Origin of the sequence: Streptomyces sp. NPDC008125, assembly GCF_042957125.1 — a bacterium.
In the GTDB taxonomy this organism is placed as follows: domain Bacteria; phylum Actinomycetota; class Actinomycetes; order Streptomycetales; family Streptomycetaceae; genus Streptomyces.
In genome coordinates this window covers 25,267-46,787 of sequence record NZ_JBIBHR010000032.1, presented here as the reverse complement: position 1 = coordinate 46,787, position 21,521 = coordinate 25,267, and the positions used below count along the sequence as shown (strand labels likewise).

The window sequence follows — 21,521 nt, the reverse complement described above, 5'->3', positions numbered from 1 at the left end:
CCGATCTTCGAACTCGTCGACTTCGGTGTCGTCGGCGACCTCTTCGACGTCGTGCCCCAGCTCACCGAGGAGATCAACACCCGCAAGAACTGAACCCACCGCCCCGGCTGCGGACACGCGGGGACGGCACGACGGCCACGGGCCGGGACCACGCGGACACCCCCGCACGGCCCCGGCCCGTCGCCGTCCCACGGCTCTGGATGCCGCTTCGGGCGGCGGTGCCCGCGACTGGTCGGCCCTCGTGCACGGTGCGTGTCCGACCGGGTCGCAGACGCCGCCACGCCTGGGGCTCAAAGTGGGGCGAGGCGCGTTCCGGCCGTATCCCCCGGTCCGATTCGCGCGTCATCCCTGCACCGGATCCTCCGTCAGAACGGCGGGGGAATCCGGCGGAATGCATTCCCGGCACCCCACGGGCCACTGGCCCAAGAGCCGGCCGCACGACGTCGTTCGCCTCGGCGGTCGGTGACGTCCGGGCTCCGAGAACCCTGCGGCCGCTGCCGTCGAAACGCTGTCGGACGCCGCACGCCCCGGGCCGTGGAGGACCCCCCGCACAGTGAGGTCCTCCACGGCCCGAACGGGAGCGGCGGAGCGGGAAGCCCAGGAAGGGGCACCCGCCCCTCCCTCAGCCCGCCGCGAGCGGCTCCGGCGGGGTGATGCCGAACCCGGCGGCGCGCTCGCCGAGTTCGCGCCAGACCTTCGGGGCCACCGGCAGGCCCTTCTCGCTCCGCTCGACGGCCAGGGCCGCGCTCCGCTCGCCGGGGTAGAACACGCCGGAGGCGTCGTCCGCCCGCGGCAGGCCCTTGAGGGCGGTCAAGGTGGTGTCGACAGCGGTGGTGAAGGCCGCCGGGTCACCGAATGCCGCCGGGTCCAGGGCGATGAGCAGCGCGTTCTGGCGGTGCTTGCGCCCCTTCGGGTCGTCCGAGTGGAAGGAGGCGAAGATCGGCGCGCCGACGAGCACGCTGGTGAGCAGTTCGAAGGTGATCGACATGCCGGAACCCTTGGCGCCACCCAACGGCAGGGGCATGACGGCCTGTTCGGGATCGGTGGTGGGGGTGCCGTCGGCGGTGGCCGCCGCCCCCTCGGGGAGCGGGATGCCGCTCGCCTTGGCCTGGCGGATCTTGCCGAGGGCGATGGTGGCGGTGGCCATGTCGAGGACGAGCGGCGCGTGGGCGTCGGCCGGTACGGCGATGGCGAGCGGGCTGGTCGCGACGGCGGCGCCCTTGACGCCGGTGTAGCCCATGTTGGGCATGCCGGAGACGAACCCGATGCCGATGAGGCCCTGTTCGGCGATCTTCGACACGTAGTAGCCGATGGCGCCGGTGTGGACGGTGCGGCGGACGGCGACGGCGGCGATGCCGCTGGTACGGGCCCGGCTCACCGCTTCGGCGGCGGCCGCGGTGAGGGCGACCGGGCCGGGCGCGTGGTCGGCGTCGATGACCGTGGCGGCCGGCGTCGAGGACTCGACGGTGAGCTCGGCCTTCGCGTTGGCCACGCCCTTGGCCAGCAGGTCGAGGTAGGCGGGGACCCGGGCGATGCCGTGCGAGTCGACGCCGCGCAGCGCGGCCCAGACGAACACGTCGGCGGTGGTGCGGGCGGCCTCGGCGGCGAGGCCGCCCTTCTCCAGGAGGGCGGCGGAGAAGGTGCGCAGGTCCTCGGCCGGAACGAGGACCTTGCCCGGCTTGGGGGTGGGGTGGTCGGTCATGGTGGCGGTGCCTCCTGGGTCAGCGGGTGACGAGTACGTCGACGACGGCGGTGGTCCCGTCCGCGACGGCCTTGAGCGCGCGCTCCAGCGCGGGCGCGAGGGCGTCGGTGGTGTCGACGGTCTCGGTGTGCATCCCGAACGGCTCGGCGAACGCGGCGAGCCGGGGCAGCCGGTGCAGGTCGGTGCCGAGCCATTCGCCGGTCTGAGCGGCGGCGCCTCCGGGATAGAACCTGCGGTGGTTGAGGTTCATCGACTTGTAGACACGGTTGTTGAACACCACGATGAGCAGCGGCAGTCCGTACGTCTTCGCGGCGTCGTACGACTGGATCACCGGGTTGTAGGTGAAGGCGCCGTCGCCGACCGTGAGGACCACCGGCTTGTCCCCGGCCGCGAGTTTGACGCCCAGGGCGACCGCGATGCCCTGCCCGAGTCCGCCCTGTACGTAGAAGTACGCGTCGGGCTCGGAGGTGCGCAGATGGCGCTTCACGACCCGGCTGTGGGTGATGGTCTCGTCCACGACGATCCCGCCGGTCCCGTCGAGCAGTCGGCGCAGGGTTGCGGCGACCAGGACCGGGTCCACGCCTTCACTCTCCTCCGCCTTCGCCTCGGCGGCGGCGACAGCCGCCCGCTCGTCGGCGTACCGCTCCTCCTGCGCGGCGCGGCGCAGGGCGACGGCGGCGCGCTGGACGTCGGTGAAGTCCGTCGCTCGCTTGGTGAGTTGGCGCAGGGTGTTGGCGACGTTGCCTTCGAGGTAGGCGTCCGCGAAGAGCACCTGGTAGACGATGTGCGGCCGCTGCGGCACCTCGTCGACGACGACGACCGTCGCCTTCGAGGGCCGACGGCTCGGCGGGTAGAAGGGGACGCGGCAGTTGACCAGGAGAATCAGGTCGGCTTCGTCCATCCAGGGGCCGATGTCGCTGCCGGCGTGCAGCGGGTGGGTGCGGGGGAAGTTGCCGCAGACGGCCGAGTCGGGTTCGACCACCGGGATGTTCCACGCTTCGGCGAAGGCGACGAGCGCCTCGAAGCCGCCCGCCTCGCGGCCCGCCGTCTCCGTGACGATCACCGGGTTCTTCGCGTCGCGGATCAGCTGCGCGACGGGGTCGACCTCTTCGGGCGAGCTGTGGGTGGAGCCGGGCGCCACGATCGGCTTGGCTCCCCGGCCGTCCCACTCCTCCAGGAGGATCTCCAGGGGGATGTTGAGATAGGCCGGGCCCGCCGGTGCCCGCCAGGAGAGTTCCGCCGCCCGGGTGATCATGGTGGGCAGGGTGTGCACGCTGGCGGCCTCGGTGGCCCACTTCGTGAAGGGCTGGGCGACGCCGTGCGGGCCGCCCACGATCGAGAGGTTGCGGTACCACTGGCCGCCGGGGTCCTGCCCGGGGCCGTCGCCGTAGGTGCTGGACTCCGAGGAGGTGACGACCATGGGGACGCCGGCGAGCAGCGCCCCGTGGATCGCCATGGAGCCCTGGAGCAGGCCGGGGGCCGCGTGCAGGAGGACTCCCTGCGGGCGGCGGGTGACGAGGCCGTAGCCGGTGGCCATGCCGACCGCGACCGTCTCGTGGGTGAGGTCGAGGTAGTGGGGGGCCGGGTCACCGTCGCGGTGACGCCGGGCCAGTGACTCCCACACCGGGGCCCATTCGGACCCCGATGAGCAGAAGAGGTAATCGGCGCCGACGGCGTTGAAGGCGGAGACGACGGCGTCACCGCCGTCGACGCCTGGCGTGTTGCTGCTGTCCGTCATCTCAGGTGTTCCCTCAGCCCTCGACCGGCCAGCCGAGGACCTCGCTGATACCGCGGCCCATCATCCATTCGAGCTCTTCGGGGGTGAAGTCCCAGTGCTTGGTGAACTGCTCGATGGTGTCGGTGTAGGTGATGCCGTGGCCGAGCAGGCGGGTGATGTCGGTGCCGTAGAAGCAGCGCTGCGGCCCCATCTTGTCGACCATCTCGCGGACGTACTTCTCGATGTTCTTGTTCGGGAAGGGCTCGGTGGAGTAGCCGGGCAGGGCCGAGACCTTGACGTAGATGTTGGGGTACTGGGCGAGGTCGGCGGTCTCGGAGACCCAGTAGCCGATGGAGTCGTCCACGCAACGGGCCATGATGCCCATGTGGTCGATGATGATCTTCAGCTCGGGGTGCTTGGCGGCGATCTGGCCGAGTTCGCGCTTCCAGATGGGCGCGTGGACCATCGTGGGAACGCGGAGCTCCTCGGCGATCGGCCAGTACCAGTCGTTGGTGCCGTCGATCATCCAGTTGCGGTCCTGCGGCCGGTGGAAGGTGAGGCGGGTGCCCTTGATGTGCGGGTTCTGCGCGAAGTCCCGCAGCATCGCGGTGCCTTCGGCCTCGTTGTCCTGGGGGACGCGGGCCATGATGCCGAAGCGGTCGGGGTGCGCCTCGCAGGCTTCGAGGGCGTAGTCGATGCGGTTGCCCTCCCACGACGGCGGGAGGATGAGGGCGCGGTTGACGCCGGCCTCGTCCATCAGCTCCAGCGCCTCTTCGTAACTGAAGGCTTCCTCGCGGTGGCCGTTGAGGCGGATGCGCTCGCGGGCTCCGGGAACCCAGGGGCGGTCCGGGGCCTCTTCCTTCCAGATGTGGATCTGGGTGTCGACGACGAACATGGGGAGCCTCTTCCGTTGCGGGGCGGGGTGGTGTGCGTCAGACGTTAGAGCTGGTGGAGACGTTTGCTAAGACCTCTGGAGCGCAAGCAGTTGTTGCGCGAACCGGCAGGTCGCAGACGGTCATGCCGGGCCGAACACGACCTCGGTGATGTGCTCGGCGATGGCCATGGAGGCCGTGGCGGCCGGCGAGGGTGCGTTGCGCACGGCGGTGACGCGGCCGACCCGGTGGATGCGGAAGTCGTCCACGAGCGAGCCGTCCGGGTCGAGTGCCTGGGCGCGTACGCCGGCTCCGCCGGGAACCACGTCGGCGGCGCCGACGCCGGGGACGTACGCCCCCGCGTCCTTCATGAAGGCCCTCGTGGAGAGCGAGCCCCGGTACTCCCTGATGCCGGTCCGCCAGTGCTGGGCGGCCATCCGCCAGGCGCCGGGGTAGGCGGCGAGCCGCGCGAGGTCCTTCACGGAGACGTCCGAGAGCCGGTACCCCTCCCTGGCCAGCGCCAGGACGGCATTGGGGCCGACCTCCACCGAACCGTCGACCCGGGGGGTGAAGTGCACCCCGAGGAAGGGGTAGCGCGGGTCGGGTACGGGATAGATCAGGCCGTGCACCAGACCGGCGCGCTCCGGTTTGAGCAGCATGTACTCGCCCCGGAAGGGGACGATCCTGGGCGCCTTGTCGTCCCGCGCCAGCCGGGCGACGGAGTCGGACTGGAGGCCCGCGCAGAGGATCAGCCGGTCGACGCGTACGTGTTCCTCGCCCGCGGCGACCTCGATGCCGCCGGTCACCTCGGTGAGCGAGTCCACCGCGAAGCCGAGCCGCACCTGGCCGCCCGCGGCCTCGATGTCCTCGGCGAACCGGCGGGCGATCGCCGGGTAGTCGGTGATCGCGGTCCGGGGCGAGTGGAGGGCCGCGATACCGCCGGCGTGCGGCTCGATCTCCTTGATCCCGTCCTGGGAGACCTTCCGCAGGTCGGGCACGTGGTTGTTCCTGGCCCGGTCGTACAGGTTCTCCATGCGGCCGAGTTCGTCCTCGCGCACGGCGACGACGAGCTTGCCGGTCTCCTGGTACGGCAGCTTGCGGTCCTGGCAGTACTCGCGCAGCAGGGCCACGCCCCGTACGCACAGATCGGCCTTGAGGCTGCCCGGGGCGTAGTAGATGCCGGCGTGCACCACGCCCGAGTTGTGTCCGGTCTGGTGGACCGCGACCTGGCTCTCCTTCTCGAAGACCACCACGCGGGTGCCCGGGCGGCGCAGCGCGATGTCGCGGCCCGTCGCCAGGCCCACGATGCCTGCTCCGACGATGCCGACCGTTTCGTCTGCCATCGGCATCCTCCTTTCTCAGTGGTGACGCTGGGTGGAACGGGGTGGAGTCCGATGATTCCGGGTGGCCGCGCGTCAGGGACCGAAATGGAAGGCGACGGTCTTGACACGGGTGTAGAAGCGCAGGGCCTCGGTGCCCTGCTCCTTGAACGCGGAACCCGAGTCGCGGAAGCCGCCGAAGGGGTGGTGCACGTCCCAGCCGGTCGTCGTGGTGTTGACGGCGACCTGCCCGCAGTCGGCCTCGTCGGCGAAGCGGTGGGCGGCGCGCAGGTCGCGGGTGAAGAGGGCTGCGGCGAGTCCGAAGTCGGAGTCGTTGACCTCCTCGACGGCCTCGTCGAAGCCGTCGACGGCGCGGACGACGACGACCGGGCCGAAGACCTCCTCGCGCCAGACGGTCATCTCCCGGGTCACGTCGCCGAGGACGGTCGGCAGGACCCAGCAGCCGTGGGCGTACGCGTCGTCCTTCGGGGTGTCGCCGCCGACGAGAACGGTCGCGCCCTCCTGGACCGCGCGCGCGATGTCGGCGAGGACGCTTCGGCGCTGGCCAATGCTGACGAGCGGGCCGACGGAGGGGGCGGCCGTCTCGCGGGAGCCGAGCCCCAGGGCGGCGACGGCATCCAGCAGCAGGCCGGTGAACTCCGCGTACACGGAGCGCTCGACGAGGACGCGGCTGGTGGCGGTGCAGCGTTGACCGGTCTGTCCGAACCCGGCGGCGATCACTGCCTTCACGGCGGCCGTCAGGTCGGCGTCGGCGAGGACGACGGTGGCGTTCTTGCCGCCCAGCTCGCCCTGGAAGCGGACGTTGCGGTCGGCGAGCGAGCGGCGGATGGACTCGCCGACCGCGTTGGAGCCGGTGAAGGTGACGGCGGCGACGCGCGGGTCGTCCAGCAGCGGGGCGGAGATGGAGCCGCCGCGGCCGGTGACCACGCCCAGCACTCCGGCGGGCAGGCCGGCGTCGTGCAGGGCGCGGGCCAGGTGGAGCGCGGACATCGGGGTCTCGGAAGCCGGCTTGAGGACGACCGCGTTTCCGGCGGCGAGGGCGGGGGCCAGCTTGCGGGCCGGGGTCAGCAGCGGGTCGTTCCACGGGGTGATCGCGAGGACGGTGCCGAGGGGCTCGCTGTGGAAACTGGTACGCGTCCCGGGCCGGGCGTCGTGGACGAGCGTGCCGTAACCGGTGCGGGCGAGTCCGGCGTAGTACTCGAAGAAGTCGGCGGCCTTCTGGACCTCGCCGCCCGCCTCCTGGAGGGTCTTGCCGTTCTCCGTGACCACCGCGTCGGCGATCCCGTCGGCCCGTTCGCGGAGCAGCCGCGCCGTCTCGTGGAACACCCGGGCCCGCTCGAAGGGGCTGGTGCGCCGCCAGAGCGCGAAGCCCTTTTCGGCCTCGTCGTACGCGCGGGTGACCTCGCGGGCACCGAGTGCGGGCACCCGGGCGACCGGGGTGCGGGTGTCGGACGGGTCGTGGACCTCCAGCCACGCGTCGGCCGCCACCCACTGTCCGCCGAGAAGGGTTTCCATGGTGCGCATCTGGATCATTGCTCCCGTCCGACCGCGGCTGCTGCGCGCGGTGTTACAGAGGTGTCGGCGTGGTCGTCACGACAACACCGCAAGTCCGCGGGGGTGACCAGGCCCGCGGCGGCAGACATTGCTTGCACTCCGCGCACGGGCCCCCGCGCGTCGGCTGTGCTGGAATCGGCACCGCCGAAGGCACTGACGAAGGCCCTGACGAAGAAGGAGGCCGCACCATGGCATTCGCCGTGATCGCCCACTACACCTGTGACCCCGCCGACGAGGACACGGTGCGCGCCGCGCTGCTGAAGATGCGCGCGCACACGCTGACGGAGCCGGGGAACCTCGGGTACGAGGTGCACGCGGAGGTCGACCGGCCGGGCGGGTTCGTGCTGTACGAGCGGTACGCCGACCGGGCCGGCTTCGACGCCCACGCGGCGGCGGACCACTTCGACGAGCTGATCGTCAGGACGGTGCGACCGCTGCTGACGGACCGCGTGGTGACGTTCGCGCAGGTGCTGTGACGACCCGCGGACGGGTGCGGCGGGGGCCGGGACGCGGAGGCGTTCACCGGCCCCCGCCGCCGTGGGCGTGTGCTGATCCCCCGCCGCCGTGCGCGGGTCAGAACTCGTTGCCCCAGCAGTAGCGGGCGAGGGTCTCCACCTGGACCAGCTTGCGGTGCTGGTCCCCCGCGCTCAGCAGGGGGCGGGAGGCCACGTCCGCGAAGCCCCGGGAGGGCGAGAGCGCCATGTCCTCCAGCTCCTTGACCTCGGCCGCCGCGTCGATGCGGGCCATCACCGCGTCGATCTCCTCCATCGCGGCGCTGGTCGCGTCCACCGCGCCGAGGCAGGCGTCGCGGTCCTCGGGGAGGGCGCGCAGCAGATCGAGTTCGGCGTCGGTACCCCGGTCGAGCGGCAGCACCCAGCGGTCGGCGGGGACCGCCGCGTACAGCCGCTCGGCGCGGGCGCGGTCCACCGCGCGGGGGGCGGCCCAGCCGGGCGCGACGGCGATCCGTACGCCTTCCGGGCGCTCGTCGAGCCGCACCGCGAGGGCCTCCACGGCGAGGGCGTCCTCGAAGGAGAGCGCGCCGGTGACGCCGGGTTCGGCGGCCGTGTGGGTGAGCAGCAGTGGGTTGTTCAGCTGGATCAGTCGCACCCCCTTGGCGACGAGCAGCCGGATCTCGGCCTGGATGATCTCCGCCAGGGCCTCGCCGAGTTCGCGGGCGGAGGCGGGTCCGCCCGAACCGGCCGCATCCCGGTCGAAGGTGGTGGCGGCGAGGTACGCCGGGGAGGGCAGCGCGACCTTGGGCGCGACGACCGTGAGCTCGCCGAGCAGTCCGGCCCACTCGGCGACCAGCGGGCCGTCGGCCTTGGGGTAGGTTTCGGCCACCCAGCGGGTGAGGCCGTCGCTCTCCTCGCCGGTCCGCCGGAATCCGGTGACGCGGTCGAGGACGGCGCTGCGGAAGTCCTCGCGGGGCAGGTCGCCGTCGGTGACGACGGTGGAGCGCAGCCGGCGCTGGAAGACCACCGCTTCCTTGACGGCGGCGCGTTCGGCCTCGCGCAGGCTCCCGGCGTCGGTCTCCGCGCGGGCGGCCAGCAGGGCGGGCGGACGGACCAGGCTGCCGTGGTGGTCGATGCGGTAGTTGAACGTGTCCGCCATGGTTCAGGCGTCCTTTCCGGCGTTCGGGACGGGTTTGCCGGAGACGCCCCAGGCGGCGAACTCCAGTTCGTAGCCGAGGGCGGCGAGCGTTTCGTCGGCGATCCGCTGGTCCTCGTCGGCGGTGCCGCCGGCGATGCCGAGGCCGCCGATGATCTCGCCGTCCTTCTTGATGGTGACGCTGCCCTCGGTGGCGAGGATCGGCATCGCGGCGCCGGGGAGCTGGGAGAGCTGGGAGAAGAAGACCGGCTGGCTCTCCTGCCACTTCTTCAGCATCTTCCCGGGGCGCTGCATGATGGCGGCGGTGTACGCCTTGGCCCGGGCGATGTCGGGGGTGAGGGGGCGGGCTCCGTCCGGGCGGCGGATGGCGACGGGGAAGCCTCCGGCGTCCACCACGGCCACGCTCACCGCCTTGCCGAGGGCCTGGGCCCGCTGGTGGGCCTCGGCGATGATCTCTTCGGCGGCGGCGAGGGTGAGGGCGCTCATGCGGCTTCCTTCGGGGCGGTGAGAGTGCGGCGCAGCCGGGCGACGGCGGCGTTGTACGGCTCCGGGGTCTCCCAGTACATGGAGTGCGGGGCACCTTGGACGATCTCCAGGTGCGAGCCCGCGACGAGTTCGTGGGCGCGGGTGACGGTCTTGACGCTGAGCACCGCGTCCTTCTCGCCCGCGAGGAAGGCGACGGTGACGCCCGAGTCCCGTATCTCGTCCAGGCCGGGGCCGTCGGTGTCGAGGTTGCGCAGATCCTGCATGGTGGCGGTGTTGAACGTGCCCATCTGCTGGAAGAGGAAGGTGAGGTCCTTCCGTTCCTGCTGGAACTCCTTGGTCAACAGCCGGTCGATGACGGGAAGTTTGACGGCCTCGGCGCGGTCGGCAGCGGCGAGTTCCGTCAGCTCGGGGTGGCTGATGCCGCCCAGCGAGTGGCCGAGGACGACCGCGCCGACGCGCTCGGGGCGTACCAGTCCGGCACGCAGGGCGGCGACGGAGCCGATGGACTGACCCACCAGCATGGCATCGGCCAGGTCCTCCTGGTCGAGGACGGCGACGACGTCTCCGTAGAAGGCCTGGCCGTCGAACTCGGTCTGCGGGGAAGCCAGTTCAGTTCTGCCGAAACCGCGCAGGTCGAGGGTGACGACGGTGAACCCGTCCCGCAGGGCGGACACTTGCTGCCACCAGGCGGCGTGGTGGCCGCCGGAGCCGTGGACGAACACGATCGCCGGGCCGCTGCCGTGGCGCTCGTAGTAGATGGACGCTCCGTCTGAATCGACGTAGGGCATGGAAGGGTCTCCTGGTCGTAGCGGTTCAGTGGGGGCGCTTGCCGTGGAAGACCAGCTCGATCATGGTGTGGTCGGGATCGTGGATGTAGCAGAACTTCGACTGGTTCTCGGGGCGTTCGATGGGGCGGGTGTGCCGGATACCCAGGTCGGCGAGGTGCCCCATGAAGTCGTCCCAGTCGTCGACCTCCACGGCGAAGTGGTAGGGCGCCATTCGGTCCATGTCCTCGACCGGGGTGAAGTGGAGGTCGAAGTTGCCGCGGGTCATCAGCACCACGCGGGTGTTGGACTTCGGCATGATCCGCTTCATCCCGAAGACCCGGGCGTACCACTCGGCGGTCCGGTCGGGGTCGGTGGTGGGGAAGTTGACGTGGTGGATGTAGCGGGGTTCCTTGCTCACGGGGTGCTGCCTTTCGGGTGTGTGTGCGAACTCCGTTCCGCCGGGGGGCGGTCGGGCTCGGCCAGGACGGTGTTCGACAGGACGCCGATGCCGCTGATCTCGACGTCGACCGTGTCGCCCGCCTCGATCTGGCCGGTGGACTCGGCGCCCATCCACAGCACGTCACCGGGGTGCATGGTGATGTGCCGGGTGATCTCGACCATGAAGTCGTAGGGGTCGAAGACCATGTCACCGGTCGGGAACAGGGCGCGGGTCTCGCCGTTGACGCGCAGCGTGGTGGTCTGTGCCAGCGCGTCGACGTCGGTCTCGATCCAGGGGCCCATCGGCTTGAAGGTGTCGCTGTTCTTGGCTCGCCAGAAGGTGCGGTCCTCGTGCTGCCAGGCGCGGGCGCTGACGTCGTTGCCGATGGTCCAGCCGAAGACGGCCTCCCGCGCCTGCTCGTACGTGGCGTGCCTCAGCGTCCTGCCGACGACCGCGACCAGCTCCGGTTCGGCCTCGAACCGGCCGCGCACTCCTGTGGGTTTCACGATCGCCGTTCCGTGGCCGGTCAGCGCGTTGTTGGCGCGGTAGCCGGCCTCGGGGCGCCCGGGCATGACTCCGGCCTTGTCCCCGAGCAGCCGGGCGTGCTCGATGTGGCGCGGGTAGTTCATGCCGGCGGCGTAGAAGACGGGCGGGACGACGGGCGGCAGCCAGTCGGCTTCGGCGAGCGGGATGGTGCCGATGACGGTGGGGACGCCGTCCAGCGGGGAGTCGGAGAGCAGGCGTACGGAGTCCTCCTCCACGCGGCCCCAGACGGCCCGGCCGCCCACCCGGACTCGGGTGTATCGCATGGCGGCTCAGTCCGTCAGGAGGTGGGAGACGCGCTTGGTGACCAGGTAGGCGTCCAGGCCCTCCGGGCCGCCCTCGCGCCCGTAGCCGCTGGCCTTGACCCCGCCGGACGGTGCCTCGTGGACGGATCCGCCGCAGTGGTTGATGGAGAGGATGCCGGCCTCGAACTCGCGGGTGAGGCGCTCGGCGGTGGCGGCGGAGCGGGTGAAGCCGTAGGCGGCGAGGCCGTAGGGGAGCGCGTTGGCGATCCGCAGGGCTTCGTCGAGCTCGCGGAACGCGACGATGGGCGCGAGCGGGCCGAAGGGCTCGTCGGACATGAGCGCGGCGTCCTCGGTGACGTCGGTGAGGACGGTGGGGGCGAAGAACCAGCCCGCACGGTCCAGACGTTCGCCGCCGGTGCGGATCTTCGCGCCCTTGGCCACGGCGTCGGCGGTGAGGGCCTCCATCGCCCGCAGTCGCCGCTCGTTGGCGAGGGGGCCCATGGTGACGCCCTCGTCGAGCCCGTCGCCGACGACGATCGCCTCGGCGGCGCGGACGAACTCCTCGGTGAACTCCTCGACCAGGCTCTCGTGGACGAGGAAGCGGCTGGGCGAGGTGCAGACCTGGCCGGCGTTGGCGAACTTGGCGGCGGCGGCACGGCGCGCGGCGGTGACCGGGTCGGCGTCGGCGCACACGATGACCGGGGCGTGGCCGCCCAGCTCCATGAGGGACGGCTTCATCTCGGCTCCCGCGGCGGCGGCGAGCAGCTTGCCGACCGGCACCGAGCCGGTGAAGGCGACGAGCCGGGTGGCGGGGTGCGCGATGAGGTGGGCGGAGACCTCGGCGGGCTCGCCGAAGACGAGGTTGAGCACGCCCGCGGGGAGCCCGGCGTCCTCGAAGCAGCGGACCAGCGCGACGGCGGTGCCCGGGGTCTCCTCGGAGGCCTTGATGACGAGGGAGCAGCCGGCCGAGAGCGCCGCGGCGATCTTCCGCATCGGTGAACCGGCGGGGAAGTTCCACGGGGTGAAGGCGGCGACCGGGCCGATGGGCCGGCGGCGGACGGAGAGCAGGGTGCCGTCCTCGGAGGGGATGATCCGGCCGTAGGCCCGGCGGGCGTCGTCGGCGTCCCAGCGCAGGGCTCCGGCGACCCGCTTCGCCTCCCCGGCAGCTTCGCGCAGCGGTTTGCCCTGTTCGCGGGTCATGATGCGGCCGACCTGGTCGGCGCGGGAGACGAGCAGGCCGGCGGCCTCGTGGAGGATCGCGGTGCGCTCGGCTATCGGGGTGTCGCGCCAGAGCGCGAAGCCGGTGGCCGCCGCTTCGGCGGCGCGGTCGAGGTCGGCGGTGGTGGCGAGCGGGACGTGTCCGATCACGGTCCCGGTGGCGGGGTTCACGACCGGTGCGGTCGCTCCGGCCCCGCCCTCGCACCATTCGCCTGCTATGTACATGCGGATGGCGGGGTAGTCGTCGTGGGTCGTCATGGGTGCGTGTGCCCTCTCACGCTCGGCGGTTGGGTGTCGGGAGGCGGTGGGGTTCTCGGGTGCCGGGAAGCGGTGGCTGCCGGGAGGCGGCGTCGCGGCCCCTCAGGAGGCGGGGGTCCCGGACCCGTCACGGGAGGTGCGCAGGGTCCAGATGTGGTGCGGCGGGGTGGTCTCGTGGACGCGGGTCCCGTACGAGGCGTCGACGCGGTCCATGTCCGCGGCGTACTCGACACGGCCGCCGCAGGGGGCGTGGACGAAGCGGAAGACGTTGGATCCGACGGTGTGCCGGCCGAGCCTGCGGGCTTCCTGCCAGCCCTGGGCGATCATGTGGTTGCCGCCCTCGATCACGTCGTCGAACCCGGGGACTTCGTAGCTGACGTGGTTGACGCCGGCCCGGTCCGGGCGGTGGCAGAGCAGGAAGTTGTGCTGGTCGTCGTCGCCCTCGCACTGCATGAAGGTGCCCATCGGCTTGACGACGTCGGTCGCCCGGAAGCCGAGCCGGTCGAGGTAGAAGGCGACGGCCTCCTCCTGTCCGGCCTTGGGGATGTTGAGGGCGACGTGGCACATGCGCAGCGGGCGGACCTGGCCGACCGGTTCCAGCGGGGTGTTCCAGCGGCGCACGCTGCCGGAGACGTTGGCCTCGCGCGGTCCGTCGGCCGTGCCGGGCGTCTTGGGGCGGGCGAGGGCGAGGCCGAGGCCGAAGCCGGTCTCGTCCCGGGTACGGTGCACCCCGTCCCCGGTACGGGTGACCTCTCGGTCGGCGGCGACCCGGGCGACGAGCTTCGCCAGTTCCGCCTCGGTGTCGACGCCCCAGACCACCTCGCGGAGGGTGGGCCCCTCTTCCAGGGCGGGCGGCAGGGAGGGATCGGGGACGGTGTCGAGATGGAGCGTCTGACCCGCCAGGGTCTCGAAGGTGGCGCGGGTGTCGGTGCGTGAGACCGGGGTCAGCCCGAAGTCCGTGTAGAAGCGGACGCATGTGTCGAGGTCGTCGATGCCGTAGGTGACCGACTCTATTCTCTGAATTCCCATGAACTCCTCGTTCCGCGGGCTGCGGGCGCCGGACGCGTGACACCGGCCCGGTCAGCCTAGAAATCGGGACGCACGGCCTCAATGCCCCGGCATTTCGGATGATGCAATCATTTCTTGCACGGACGGTCGCGTCGTCCGGTTGCCGCCGAGGGGGGTGGGCCTCACATGGCGGGAATCGGGTTCTCCGAGAACCACTTGGCCAGGAATTCGAGGAATACGGTCACCTTGCGCGGCGTCTCCTGGCCCGGGCCGTAGATCGCGTACAGCGGCCGGTCGGGCACCGCGAGTTCGGGCAGCAGCACCCGGAGCGCGCCGGAGACCAGGTCGTCGTAGGCCGGCCGCTGCGGGAGCAGGGCGATCCCCCGGCCGTGCACGGCCGCCTTCTGCAGCGCGATGTAGGAGTTGGACGAGAACGCCACGTTACGGATCTTGTGCAGGGTGCTCGCACGGCCGTGCCCGACGCGCCAGACGGGATCGTTGACGTGGACCAGGCAGTCGTGGACGGCGATGTCGTTCGGGTGGCTCAGCGTCCCGTGCTTCTCCAGGTACTTCTCCGACGCGCACAGCACGAAAGGCAGTGAGGCAATTTTCTTCAGCCGGACACTGGAGTCCCGCAAGTCGCGTGTATGGAAGGCGATGTCGAATCCGCCGTCCAGGAAATCGTAGGTGCGGTCGGAAATTCCGCCCAGCTCGAAACGGACGACGATTTTCGGATGGGCGACGGAGAACGCCGATATGGCGTCGCCGAGATCGAGGCTGCCTATCCACTTCGGACAGATGATGTTGAGCGACCCCTCCGGCCGGTCGTGGAGCTGCGCGATGTGCGAGTCCTCGGTGGAGATCTCCTCCAGGATCCGCGCCGCGAACTCCGCGTAACGGAGTCCGGGCTGGGTGAGGCTGACGGAGCGGGCCGTGCGGTTGACGAGGCGGACCCCGATCTGGCGTTCCAGTTCCGCGACGTGGCGTGAGATGAGTGATCCCGAGGAGCTCAGCGCTTTCGCCGCCCCGCTGAAGCTGCCGATGTTGGCGACGGTGACGAAGCTGCGCATGAGGAGCAGACGGTCCATGGTGGTACCTCCGGCCGTTCACGGCCCCGGTGGTGGCCGGGCCGTGTGTGGCGGGTTGTGCGGGTGGAGCCTCCGCGCGGCGCTCCGGAACGGGATCACTCAGTGGGTGCGCGGAATGGGGTGTGCCGGAACGGGGCGTCTCGGAACGAGGTGCGTCGGACGGTGTCGCGGGCTCCGGTGCCCGGAGTCCGCCGGTGGCCCTCGATCGCCCGATCGGAGGTCGCCCGGCGCGGACTCAGGGGCAGTACTGCGGAGCCTTGTCCAGGTTGTCCTTGGCGACCAGCAGGATCGGCGTCTTGTCGATCTTGCTGATCTTCTTTTTGTCGAGCAGTCCTATCGCATTGTTCACCGCGAGGGAACCCGTACTCATGGCCGAGTTCGCCACGGTTGCGGAGAGTTCGCCCTTCTCGACACCTTCGAGCCCCCGGTCGGTCCCGTTGACGGTGACGATCTTGACGTCCGCGCCGGCCGACGTGAAGGCCGTACGGGCGGCGAGCGCCATCTCCTCGTTGGCGACGAAGGCGTAACCGAGGTGCGGGTGCGCCTGGATCATGTTCTCGGCGACGTCCTTGGCCTTGGCCGCGTTGAACATGCCCGGCTGGTTCGCGACGACCTTCGCGGTGGCGGGCAGTGCCTTGGTGAATCCGGCGACCAGCATGTCGGAGGCGGCCCCGGGGGCACCGGCGATCACGCCGACCTCCACGGACGTGCCCGCGGCGTCCTTCTCGACCCAGCCCGCGTCCAGCGCGCCGACCGCGCCCAGGTCGACGACGACCGCGCCGAGGATCTGGGAGGGGTCGTCCGTGACGACGGAGGTGAGGAAGATCGGTATGCCGGCGCTCTTCGCCTTGGCGATGTCGCCCTTGAGCGCGTCGACGTTCACCGTCTGCACGATGAGCGCGTCGACGTTGCGCGAGATCATGTCCTCGATGTTGGACAGTTCGGTGCCGGGGTTCTGGTGCGAGTTGGCCGTGTAGATCTTCGCGTCGCCGTTCTTGGCCGTGTCCTCCACCGCCTTCTGGAGGCAGGTGTGGAACTCGGTGTCACCGCCGTTGACGAATCCGAGGGTGACGGAGTCGCCGCCCTGGCCGGACTGGCCGCTGCAGCCGCTGAGAGCCAGCGCGGCTCCCACGACGGTCGTGGCCAGCACTCTTCGCGGGTGGGTGGACAGGCTCATGGTGTATCGCCTTTCGTGGCGTGCGTGGGACATCGGTGGCCGTGCACGGAGGTGGGCCGCGGTACGGAAGTGCCGGACCGCGTCACCGAGTACGTCAGGGGTGGGACTTCTTGTGGAGCTGGTTGGCGATCGCCGCGATGAGCAGGACCGAACCGACCGAGATCTGCTGGAAGTAGCTGGACACCTGCAGCAGGTTCAGGGCGTTGGCGACGACGCCGAGCAGCACGACGCCGAGGGCGGTGCCGACGACGGTGCCGCTGCCGCCGGCGAGCGAGGTTCCGCCGATGACGACGGCGGCCACGGCGGTGAGTTGCAGGGTGAGGCCGCCCGTTCCGGGGCTGCTCGCGCCGAGCCGGGACAGCAGCATCAGCCCGGCGAGTCCGGCGAGGGTGCCGGCCAGCCCGTAGAGCAGGAGCTTGTTCCGGTTGACGCCGATGCCGCTGAGGCGGGCGACGTGTTCGTTGCCCCCGATGGCGAAGGCGTCGCGGCCGAAGACGGTGAACTTCATGACCAGACCGGCGACCACCAGCACCAGGAGCGCCACGAGCAGCAGGTACGGGATGCCGAGGATCTTGCCGTTGCCCAGCGAGGAGAGGTGGGTGCCGATCGACACGCTCAGACCGTCCAGGACGAGCAGCGCGACTCCGTCCAGCAGGGTGGCCGTGGCCAGCGTGGCGACGAACGGCGCCACGTTCGTGTAGGTGACCACGAGCCCGTTGACCAGGCCGATGAGGGTGGCCAGCACGAGGGAGACGACGACCGTCACCGCGGTGGACTCGCCGTGTGCCAGCATCTGGGCGGCCACCGCCGTGACGACGGCCGCGTTGCTGCCCATCGAGAAGTCCATGCCCCCGGCCGTCATGAGCAGGGTGAGACCGGCGGCGAGCACCGCGGACACGCTGACCTGGCGGAGGATGTTGATGAGGTTGGTCGAGGTGGCGAACGAGTCCGTCTCCAGGCTCGCGAACACCACGACGATGATCAGCACCGCGAAGAGGCCCGCGTGCGGGACACCGAGGAGGGACCGCAGCGAGGTGCGTGACCCGGAGACGGTGTCCGGGGCGCCTTTCTTCGCTCGGGGCTGTACCGGGGGCGCTTCGAGGCTCACGTGCTCTGTCCTCCGAGGGCGAGGGCGACGAGTTGGTCGCGGGTGATGGTGTTGACGTCGTGTTCGGCGACCGCCCGTCCCCCGCTGACGACGATCACCCGGTCGGCCAGCCGCATGACCTCCTCGGCGGAGGAGGAGGCGAGCAGCACGGCGACACCGCGGGCGGCGAGGTCGTCGACGAGGGTGTGGATGTCCGCGATGGCCGCGATGTCGACGCCGTTGGTGGGGTCTTCCAGGAAGCAGGCGACGGGCGCGGTCTCCAGCCACTTCGCCAGCAGGACCTTCTGCTGGTTGCCGCCCGAGAGGCGGCCGACGGCCGGGTTGCGGGTCAGGGAGACGACTCCGTAGCTCTCCCGCCGCGGTGCGGCCCGGCGGGTGAGCGCGGACCAGCGCTGGAGACGGCGCCGCTCCAGGCGGTCGCTGGCCAGCATCAGGTTCTCGTCCAGGGAGAGTTCCGGGATCAGGCCGAGGGCCCTGCGGTCGCCGGTGACGCAGCGCAGACCGCTGGCGAGCGACCGGGCTATCCGGCCGAAGGGGACCGCTCTGCCGTCCACGCTCATCTCGCCCGAGTCGGGGCGCCGGCGGCCGGAGAGCAGGTCGAAGAGGCGGGACTGCGCGTCGCCGGCGGGGCCGAGGACGGCCACGATCTCGCCCTTGCGTACCTCGACCGCGAAGTCCTCGATGGTGCGGCCGTGCGTGAGTCCCCGGACCGCCAGCCCGGTCTCTCCCGAGGGCGCGGGGCGTTCGGGGCGGGTGGAGACGACGTCCCGGCCCACCATGTCGCGTACCAGCCCCGCGGCGTCGGTGCCGGCGGCCGGCCCGCTGTGCACCACCGCACCGTCCCGCAGGACGGTGACGTGGTCGGCGACGGAGAGCACCTCGTCGATGTAGTGCGAGATGTAGACGACGGCCATGCCCTCGTCCCGCAGGGTCCGTACCAGCGCCCTGATCCGGTCGGCGGCCTCGGCGCCCAGACAGGCGGTCGGCTCGTCGAGGATGAGGACCTTGCCGCCGCGCCGGACCTCGCGGGCGACCTCGACCATGGTCTGCTCCGCGACGGTGAGCCCGCCCGCGGTCCGCTCCACGTCGATGGCGATGCCGAGATCGGCGAGGGCCTTGCGGGCCTGTTCCCGGACCGACTTCCAGGCGACGAACGCGCGGGGGGCGGGCAGGTCGCCGAGGAGGATGTTCTCGGCGACGGTCAGCTCCATGACCAGTTCGCGGCGCTGGGGCACGGTCGAGATGCCGAGCCGCCGGGCCTGCCGCGTCGACAGGCCGGGCTGCGGCCGGCCGTCGATCTCGACGGTGCCGCCGTCCGCCTGGTGGACTCCGGCCAGCACCTGGACGAGGGTGGACTTGCCGGCCCCGTTCATCCCCATCAGGGCGTGGATCTCGCCCGGCCTGATGTCGAGGGAGACTCCTTTGAGGGCGGCGGCGCCGCCGAAGCTCTTCCTGAGGTCGCGGATGCGGACCACCGGCTCCCGGGGCGCCTCGACGGAGGTGGTGGTGCGGTGCAGCGCGGTACCGGGTGTCACGTCACAGCTCCCCTCGGTACGTCGGTCGGCGGGCGGAGTCACGACTGTGACCGCTCCCCGTCACCGGCGACGCGGGCGAAACCGCGGATGTCGGGGAACGGCGGCTCGCGGTCGGCCTGGAGATCCACCTGGAAGGTGTTCAGGCACATGCCGAGCATCGTGAAGTTGCCCAGCGAGCCGATGGCGTCGACCAGGCCCTGGGAGCCGAAGTGCTCGTGGGCGGCGGCGAAGGTCTCGTCGGAGACGAAGTGCTTCTCCAGCACCTCGTGGCAGAAGGTGTAGAAGGCGGTGTCCGCCTCGTCGTCGAACTCCGGGGTGCGCCGCTCGGCGATCGCGTCCACGGCGGCGGCCGGTACGCCGGCCTCGATCGCCGCCTTGACGTGGGCGTTCCAGGAGTACTGGGCGTCCCAGTTGCGGGCGGCCATCAGGAGGGTCAACTCCCGCAGATGCTTGGGCAGGTCCGAGTCGAAACGGACGAACGCCCCGAGGGACTCCACGCGTTCGCAGAGTTCGGGGCTCTGGAGCCAGACCCGGAACGGTCCGCGCACCCCGCCACGACGAGCGGTGATGCGGGCGTGGAGCTCCTGCTGGTGCTCGTTCATCTCTTCGGTACGGAGAACGGGGAGGCGCATGGCCGGTCCCTGCCTTTCGATCTGCGACACAAACTCGAAATGTGCGATGGCAGCAGACCGTACATCCGGCTGGTAGAGGCTCACCCTTCTCGGAACGCAAGGTAAAGGTGCGCATCCGGGGGCTCTCGGCGGGGCCCGTTTCCCATAACGTCGGACGACGCCTCTCGCCGTCGAAAGGGTTTGCGCATGAGCGTCATCATCAAGGCAGCCTCCGTCCCGCTGCTGGACCGGGGAGGTTCGATCGTGACGACCCCGCTGGTCACGACCGTCTCGGCGGCCGGCGAGAATCTGATCACCAGCGGAATGAGCGTTTATCCGGTCGGCTCCGGGGCGCCGATGCACTCGCACAACTGCGACGAGCACGTGACGATTCTCGAAGGAGAGGCGGAAGTGGTGGTCGAGGGCTCCGTGACGCGTTTGGAGCGCTACGACACCACGTACGTCCCCTCTCCCGTCCCCCACCTCTTCCGGAATGTCGGGGACACTCCGCTGCGCATCCTGTGGGTGTATACCTCCGGGACGGTGACACGCACGTTCACCGACACCGGGGTGACGGTCGAACACCTTTCGGCGGAGGACCAGATGGGGCGATGAGCGCGGGCGTCCAGCCGTGCGGGAGCGGGGCGGCCCGGTCGGGGGCCGCCCGTACTCCTCGCTCGCTCACGCCGAGGGCGGCTTCTCCTCCGCGTCCGCGCGCGAGAGCGCTTCGGAGATCAGCCGGGTGGCGAAGTCCGGGTCGTCGGTGATGCGGTTGATGTGCTCCGCGAGCAGGAACGCGGTGGCTTCCAGCGGGTTCATCTCCACCCGGGTCCACTCCCCGAACTGACCGCGCCACAGGCTGGGGCTCAGTCCGGTGGCTGCCGCGACCACCAGGCCCGCCATGGTGGGGATGGTCTCGGGCCGGATGCTGATGGGCATCATGCGCATCGTGGCCACGAGGTTGGGCACCACGTACTCGACGACGTCCTTCTCGTGCTCCTCGTGGGCCTTCCGCAGCCAGGTCATGAACATGTAAATCAGCGTGCACGCGCCGTCCAGTACGTCCCTGGCTCCGTCGGGCCCCAGGGAGGCGGCGAACTGGTCGCTCAGTTCCCGCTGTTCGGGATCGGTCTCACCGTCGCGGTCGTGGATGGTCCTCAGCCGCGAGTCGATCATCATGAGCGCCGCGCCCACGTCGCCGGCGGGGGCGTGCTCGGGGCCGTAGAGCGATGACACAGGGGTCCTCCTCGGGGGGTCGGCCCGCGGCCGGCATGTCCGTACGGCGGACGGCCGGGTGGTGTCCGGCCGCGATGCGCCGGACACCGCCCGGGGGAACGCGGCCCGCGGGTTTGCGGAGACCATCACCCGGCGGTGGCTCCTTCCGTCACCGCCGTGCGCGCCCGGGCGACCACGACGGGCGATGCGTCCACCGGTGCCCGAAGGACGTCGGCCTCCACCCCGTACAACTGGCGGACCAGGGAGGCGGTCACGGTGGCGCGCGGGTTTCCCCGGGCCACGACACTGCCGTCCCTCATCGCGACGATCAGGTCGGAGTAGCGGGCTGCGGCGGCCAGGTCGTGCTGGACCATGACGACCGTACGTCCGGCGCGCGCGACCTCGCGGACGAGTTCCAGAACCTCCACGACGTGCCCCAGGTCGAGGGCGCTGGTGGGTTCGTCGAGCAGGACCACGGGGGTCTGCTGTGCGAGCACCATGGCCAGCCAGCAGCGCTGACGCTGGCCTCCGGAGAGCCGGTCGAGCCGCTCACCGGCCAGGTCGGTGGTGCCGGTGGCCTCCAGCGCCCCGCGCACCGCGTTCTCGTCCTCGCGCGACCACTGCCGCAGCAGGCCCTGGTGGGGATGGCGGCCGTACCGTACGAGCCCCGCGACGGTCACCGCCTCGGGGGCGCGGGGCGACTGGGGCAGCAGGGCGACGCGGCGGGCGGCCGGGCGGCGGCCGAGCATCCAGATGTCCGCGCCGTCGGCGTGGACCGTACCCGACTCCGGCTGGTGGAGCCGGGCGACGGCACGCAACAGGGTCGATTTCCCACAGCCGTTGGGGCCCACGATCGAGGCGACCTGGCCTGCGGGCACGGTGAACCCCGCGTCCTTGACGACGGCACGGCCGGGGTACGAGACGTGGAGCCCGCGGACTTCGAGGCCACCGGACGCGTTCTCCGTGGAGGCGTTCGTGCCGGCGGTGTTCGCGCCGGCGGCGTTCGTGCTGGTGGTGTTCATTCGGGGGT

Annotated in this window: 21 protein-coding genes; 2 read left to right on the top strand and 19 right to left on the bottom strand. The window is 71.1% G+C overall.

Translation table 11 applies throughout. From position 1 onward, the window contains the following. Nucleotides 1-622: 622 nt before the first annotated feature. The 5 genes from ACFZAX_RS33475 to ACFZAX_RS33455 all read right to left on the bottom strand — a co-directional run bounded on the left by ACFZAX_RS33475 (nt 623) and on the right by ACFZAX_RS33455 (nt 7,155). Nucleotides 623-1,702: an Ldh family oxidoreductase gene (locus ACFZAX_RS33475; RefSeq protein ID WP_390966440.1), complete on the bottom strand. Its 1,080-nt coding sequence runs from the start codon at nt 1,700-1,702 to the stop codon at nt 623-625. Between the two features lie 19 nt (nt 1,703-1,721). Beyond that, nucleotides 1,722-3,440: a thiamine pyrophosphate-dependent enzyme gene (locus ACFZAX_RS33470; RefSeq protein ID WP_390966438.1), complete on the bottom strand. Its 1,719-nt coding sequence runs from the start codon at nt 3,438-3,440 to the stop codon at nt 1,722-1,724. A 13-nt stretch (nt 3,441-3,453) separates the two neighbouring features. Beyond that, nucleotides 3,454-4,314, bottom strand: coding sequence for an amidohydrolase family protein (locus ACFZAX_RS33465; protein ID WP_390966436.1), 861 nt, complete (start codon nt 4,312-4,314; stop codon nt 3,454-3,456). 120 nt (nt 4,315-4,434) lie between these two features. Further along, the gene (lhgO, locus tag ACFZAX_RS33460; RefSeq protein WP_390966434.1) at nt 4,435-5,634 is read right to left on the bottom strand and encodes an L-2-hydroxyglutarate oxidase; all 1,200 of its coding nucleotides are present in this window, start codon (nt 5,632-5,634) and stop codon (nt 4,435-4,437) included. A gap of 72 nt (nt 5,635-5,706) precedes the next feature. Continuing rightward, complete coding sequence (locus ACFZAX_RS33455; RefSeq protein ID WP_390966432.1) at nt 5,707-7,155, bottom strand: aldehyde dehydrogenase family protein; 1,449 nt, start codon at nt 7,153-7,155, stop codon at nt 5,707-5,709. 218 nt (nt 7,156-7,373) lie between these two features. Between ACFZAX_RS33455 and ACFZAX_RS33450 the strand changes: the two genes are divergently transcribed. Continuing rightward, nucleotides 7,374-7,661, top strand: a complete 288-nt coding sequence (locus tag ACFZAX_RS33450; protein WP_390966430.1) for an antibiotic biosynthesis monooxygenase — start codon at nt 7,374-7,376, stop codon at nt 7,659-7,661. A 97-nt stretch (nt 7,662-7,758) separates the two neighbouring features. On the opposite strand, the gene ACFZAX_RS33445 is transcribed toward ACFZAX_RS33450, so the two are convergent. The 12 genes from ACFZAX_RS33445 to ACFZAX_RS33390 form a co-directional block, all read right to left on the bottom strand. Beyond that, nucleotides 7,759-8,796, bottom strand: a complete 1,038-nt coding sequence (locus tag ACFZAX_RS33445) for a methionine synthase II (cobalamin-independent)-like protein (protein ID WP_390966428.1) — start codon at nt 8,794-8,796, stop codon at nt 7,759-7,761. Nucleotides 8,797-8,799: 3 nt separating this feature from the next. Next, nucleotides 8,800-9,279, bottom strand: coding sequence for a heme-binding protein (locus tag ACFZAX_RS33440; protein ID WP_390966426.1), 480 nt, complete (start codon nt 9,277-9,279; stop codon nt 8,800-8,802). After that, complete coding sequence (locus ACFZAX_RS33435) at nt 9,276-10,067, bottom strand: alpha/beta fold hydrolase (protein WP_390966424.1); 792 nt, start codon at nt 10,065-10,067, stop codon at nt 9,276-9,278. Before ACFZAX_RS33435 ends, ACFZAX_RS33440 begins: the two co-directional genes overlap by 4 nt. A 25-nt stretch (nt 10,068-10,092) precedes the next feature. Next, nucleotides 10,093-10,464 carry a VOC family protein gene (locus ACFZAX_RS33430; protein ID WP_390966422.1) on the bottom strand — a complete coding sequence of 124 codons (372 nt, stop codon included), beginning with the start codon at nt 10,462-10,464 and terminating at the stop codon, nt 10,093-10,095. Beyond that, nucleotides 10,461-11,294: a fumarylacetoacetate hydrolase family protein gene (locus tag ACFZAX_RS33425; protein ID WP_390966420.1), complete on the bottom strand. Its 834-nt coding sequence runs from the start codon at nt 11,292-11,294 to the stop codon at nt 10,461-10,463. Before ACFZAX_RS33425 ends, ACFZAX_RS33430 begins: the two co-directional genes overlap by 4 nt. 6 nt (nt 11,295-11,300) lie before the next feature. Beyond that, a complete protein-coding gene (locus tag ACFZAX_RS33420) occupies nt 11,301-12,749 on the bottom strand; it encodes an aldehyde dehydrogenase family protein (RefSeq protein WP_390966418.1) in 1,449 nt (482 codons plus the stop codon). 102 nt (nt 12,750-12,851) lie between these two features. Continuing rightward, nucleotides 12,852-13,778: a VOC family protein gene (locus tag ACFZAX_RS33415; protein ID WP_390966416.1), complete on the bottom strand. Its 927-nt coding sequence runs from the start codon at nt 13,776-13,778 to the stop codon at nt 12,852-12,854. Nucleotides 13,779-13,939: 161 nt separating this feature from the next. After that, nucleotides 13,940-14,845 carry a LysR substrate-binding domain-containing protein gene (locus ACFZAX_RS33410; protein ID WP_390966414.1) on the bottom strand — a complete coding sequence of 302 codons (906 nt, stop codon included), beginning with the start codon at nt 14,843-14,845 and terminating at the stop codon, nt 13,940-13,942. A gap of 235 nt (nt 14,846-15,080) precedes the next feature. Next, the gene (locus tag ACFZAX_RS33405) at nt 15,081-16,022 is read right to left on the bottom strand and encodes a substrate-binding domain-containing protein (RefSeq protein ID WP_390966412.1); all 942 of its coding nucleotides are present in this window, start codon (nt 16,020-16,022) and stop codon (nt 15,081-15,083) included. 94 nt (nt 16,023-16,116) lie between these two features. After that, a complete protein-coding gene (locus ACFZAX_RS33400; RefSeq protein ID WP_390966410.1) occupies nt 16,117-17,130 on the bottom strand; it encodes an ABC transporter permease in 1,014 nt (337 codons plus the stop codon). Continuing rightward, nucleotides 17,127-18,665, bottom strand: a complete 1,539-nt coding sequence (locus ACFZAX_RS33395) for an ATP-binding cassette domain-containing protein (protein ID WP_390966409.1) — start codon at nt 18,663-18,665, stop codon at nt 17,127-17,129. Before ACFZAX_RS33395 ends, ACFZAX_RS33400 begins: the two co-directional genes overlap by 4 nt. A gap of 38 nt (nt 18,666-18,703) precedes the next feature. After that, nucleotides 18,704-19,297: a carboxymuconolactone decarboxylase family protein gene (locus ACFZAX_RS33390; protein ID WP_390966408.1), complete on the bottom strand. Its 594-nt coding sequence runs from the start codon at nt 19,295-19,297 to the stop codon at nt 18,704-18,706. A 186-nt stretch (nt 19,298-19,483) separates the two neighbouring features. Between ACFZAX_RS33390 and ACFZAX_RS33385 the strand changes: the two genes are divergently transcribed. Continuing rightward, nucleotides 19,484-19,891, top strand: coding sequence for a cupin domain-containing protein (locus ACFZAX_RS33385; protein WP_390966406.1), 408 nt, complete (start codon nt 19,484-19,486; stop codon nt 19,889-19,891). 66 nt (nt 19,892-19,957) lie between these two features. Here ACFZAX_RS33385 and ACFZAX_RS33380 read toward each other — a convergent pair whose 3' ends face one another. Further along, nucleotides 19,958-20,512, bottom strand: a complete 555-nt coding sequence (locus ACFZAX_RS33380) for a hypothetical protein (RefSeq protein ID WP_390966404.1) — start codon at nt 20,510-20,512, stop codon at nt 19,958-19,960. 125 nt (nt 20,513-20,637) lie between these two features. Then, nucleotides 20,638-21,513: an ATP-binding cassette domain-containing protein gene (locus ACFZAX_RS33375; RefSeq protein WP_390966402.1), complete on the bottom strand. Its 876-nt coding sequence runs from the start codon at nt 21,511-21,513 to the stop codon at nt 20,638-20,640. Nucleotides 21,514-21,521: the final 8 nt, after the last annotated feature.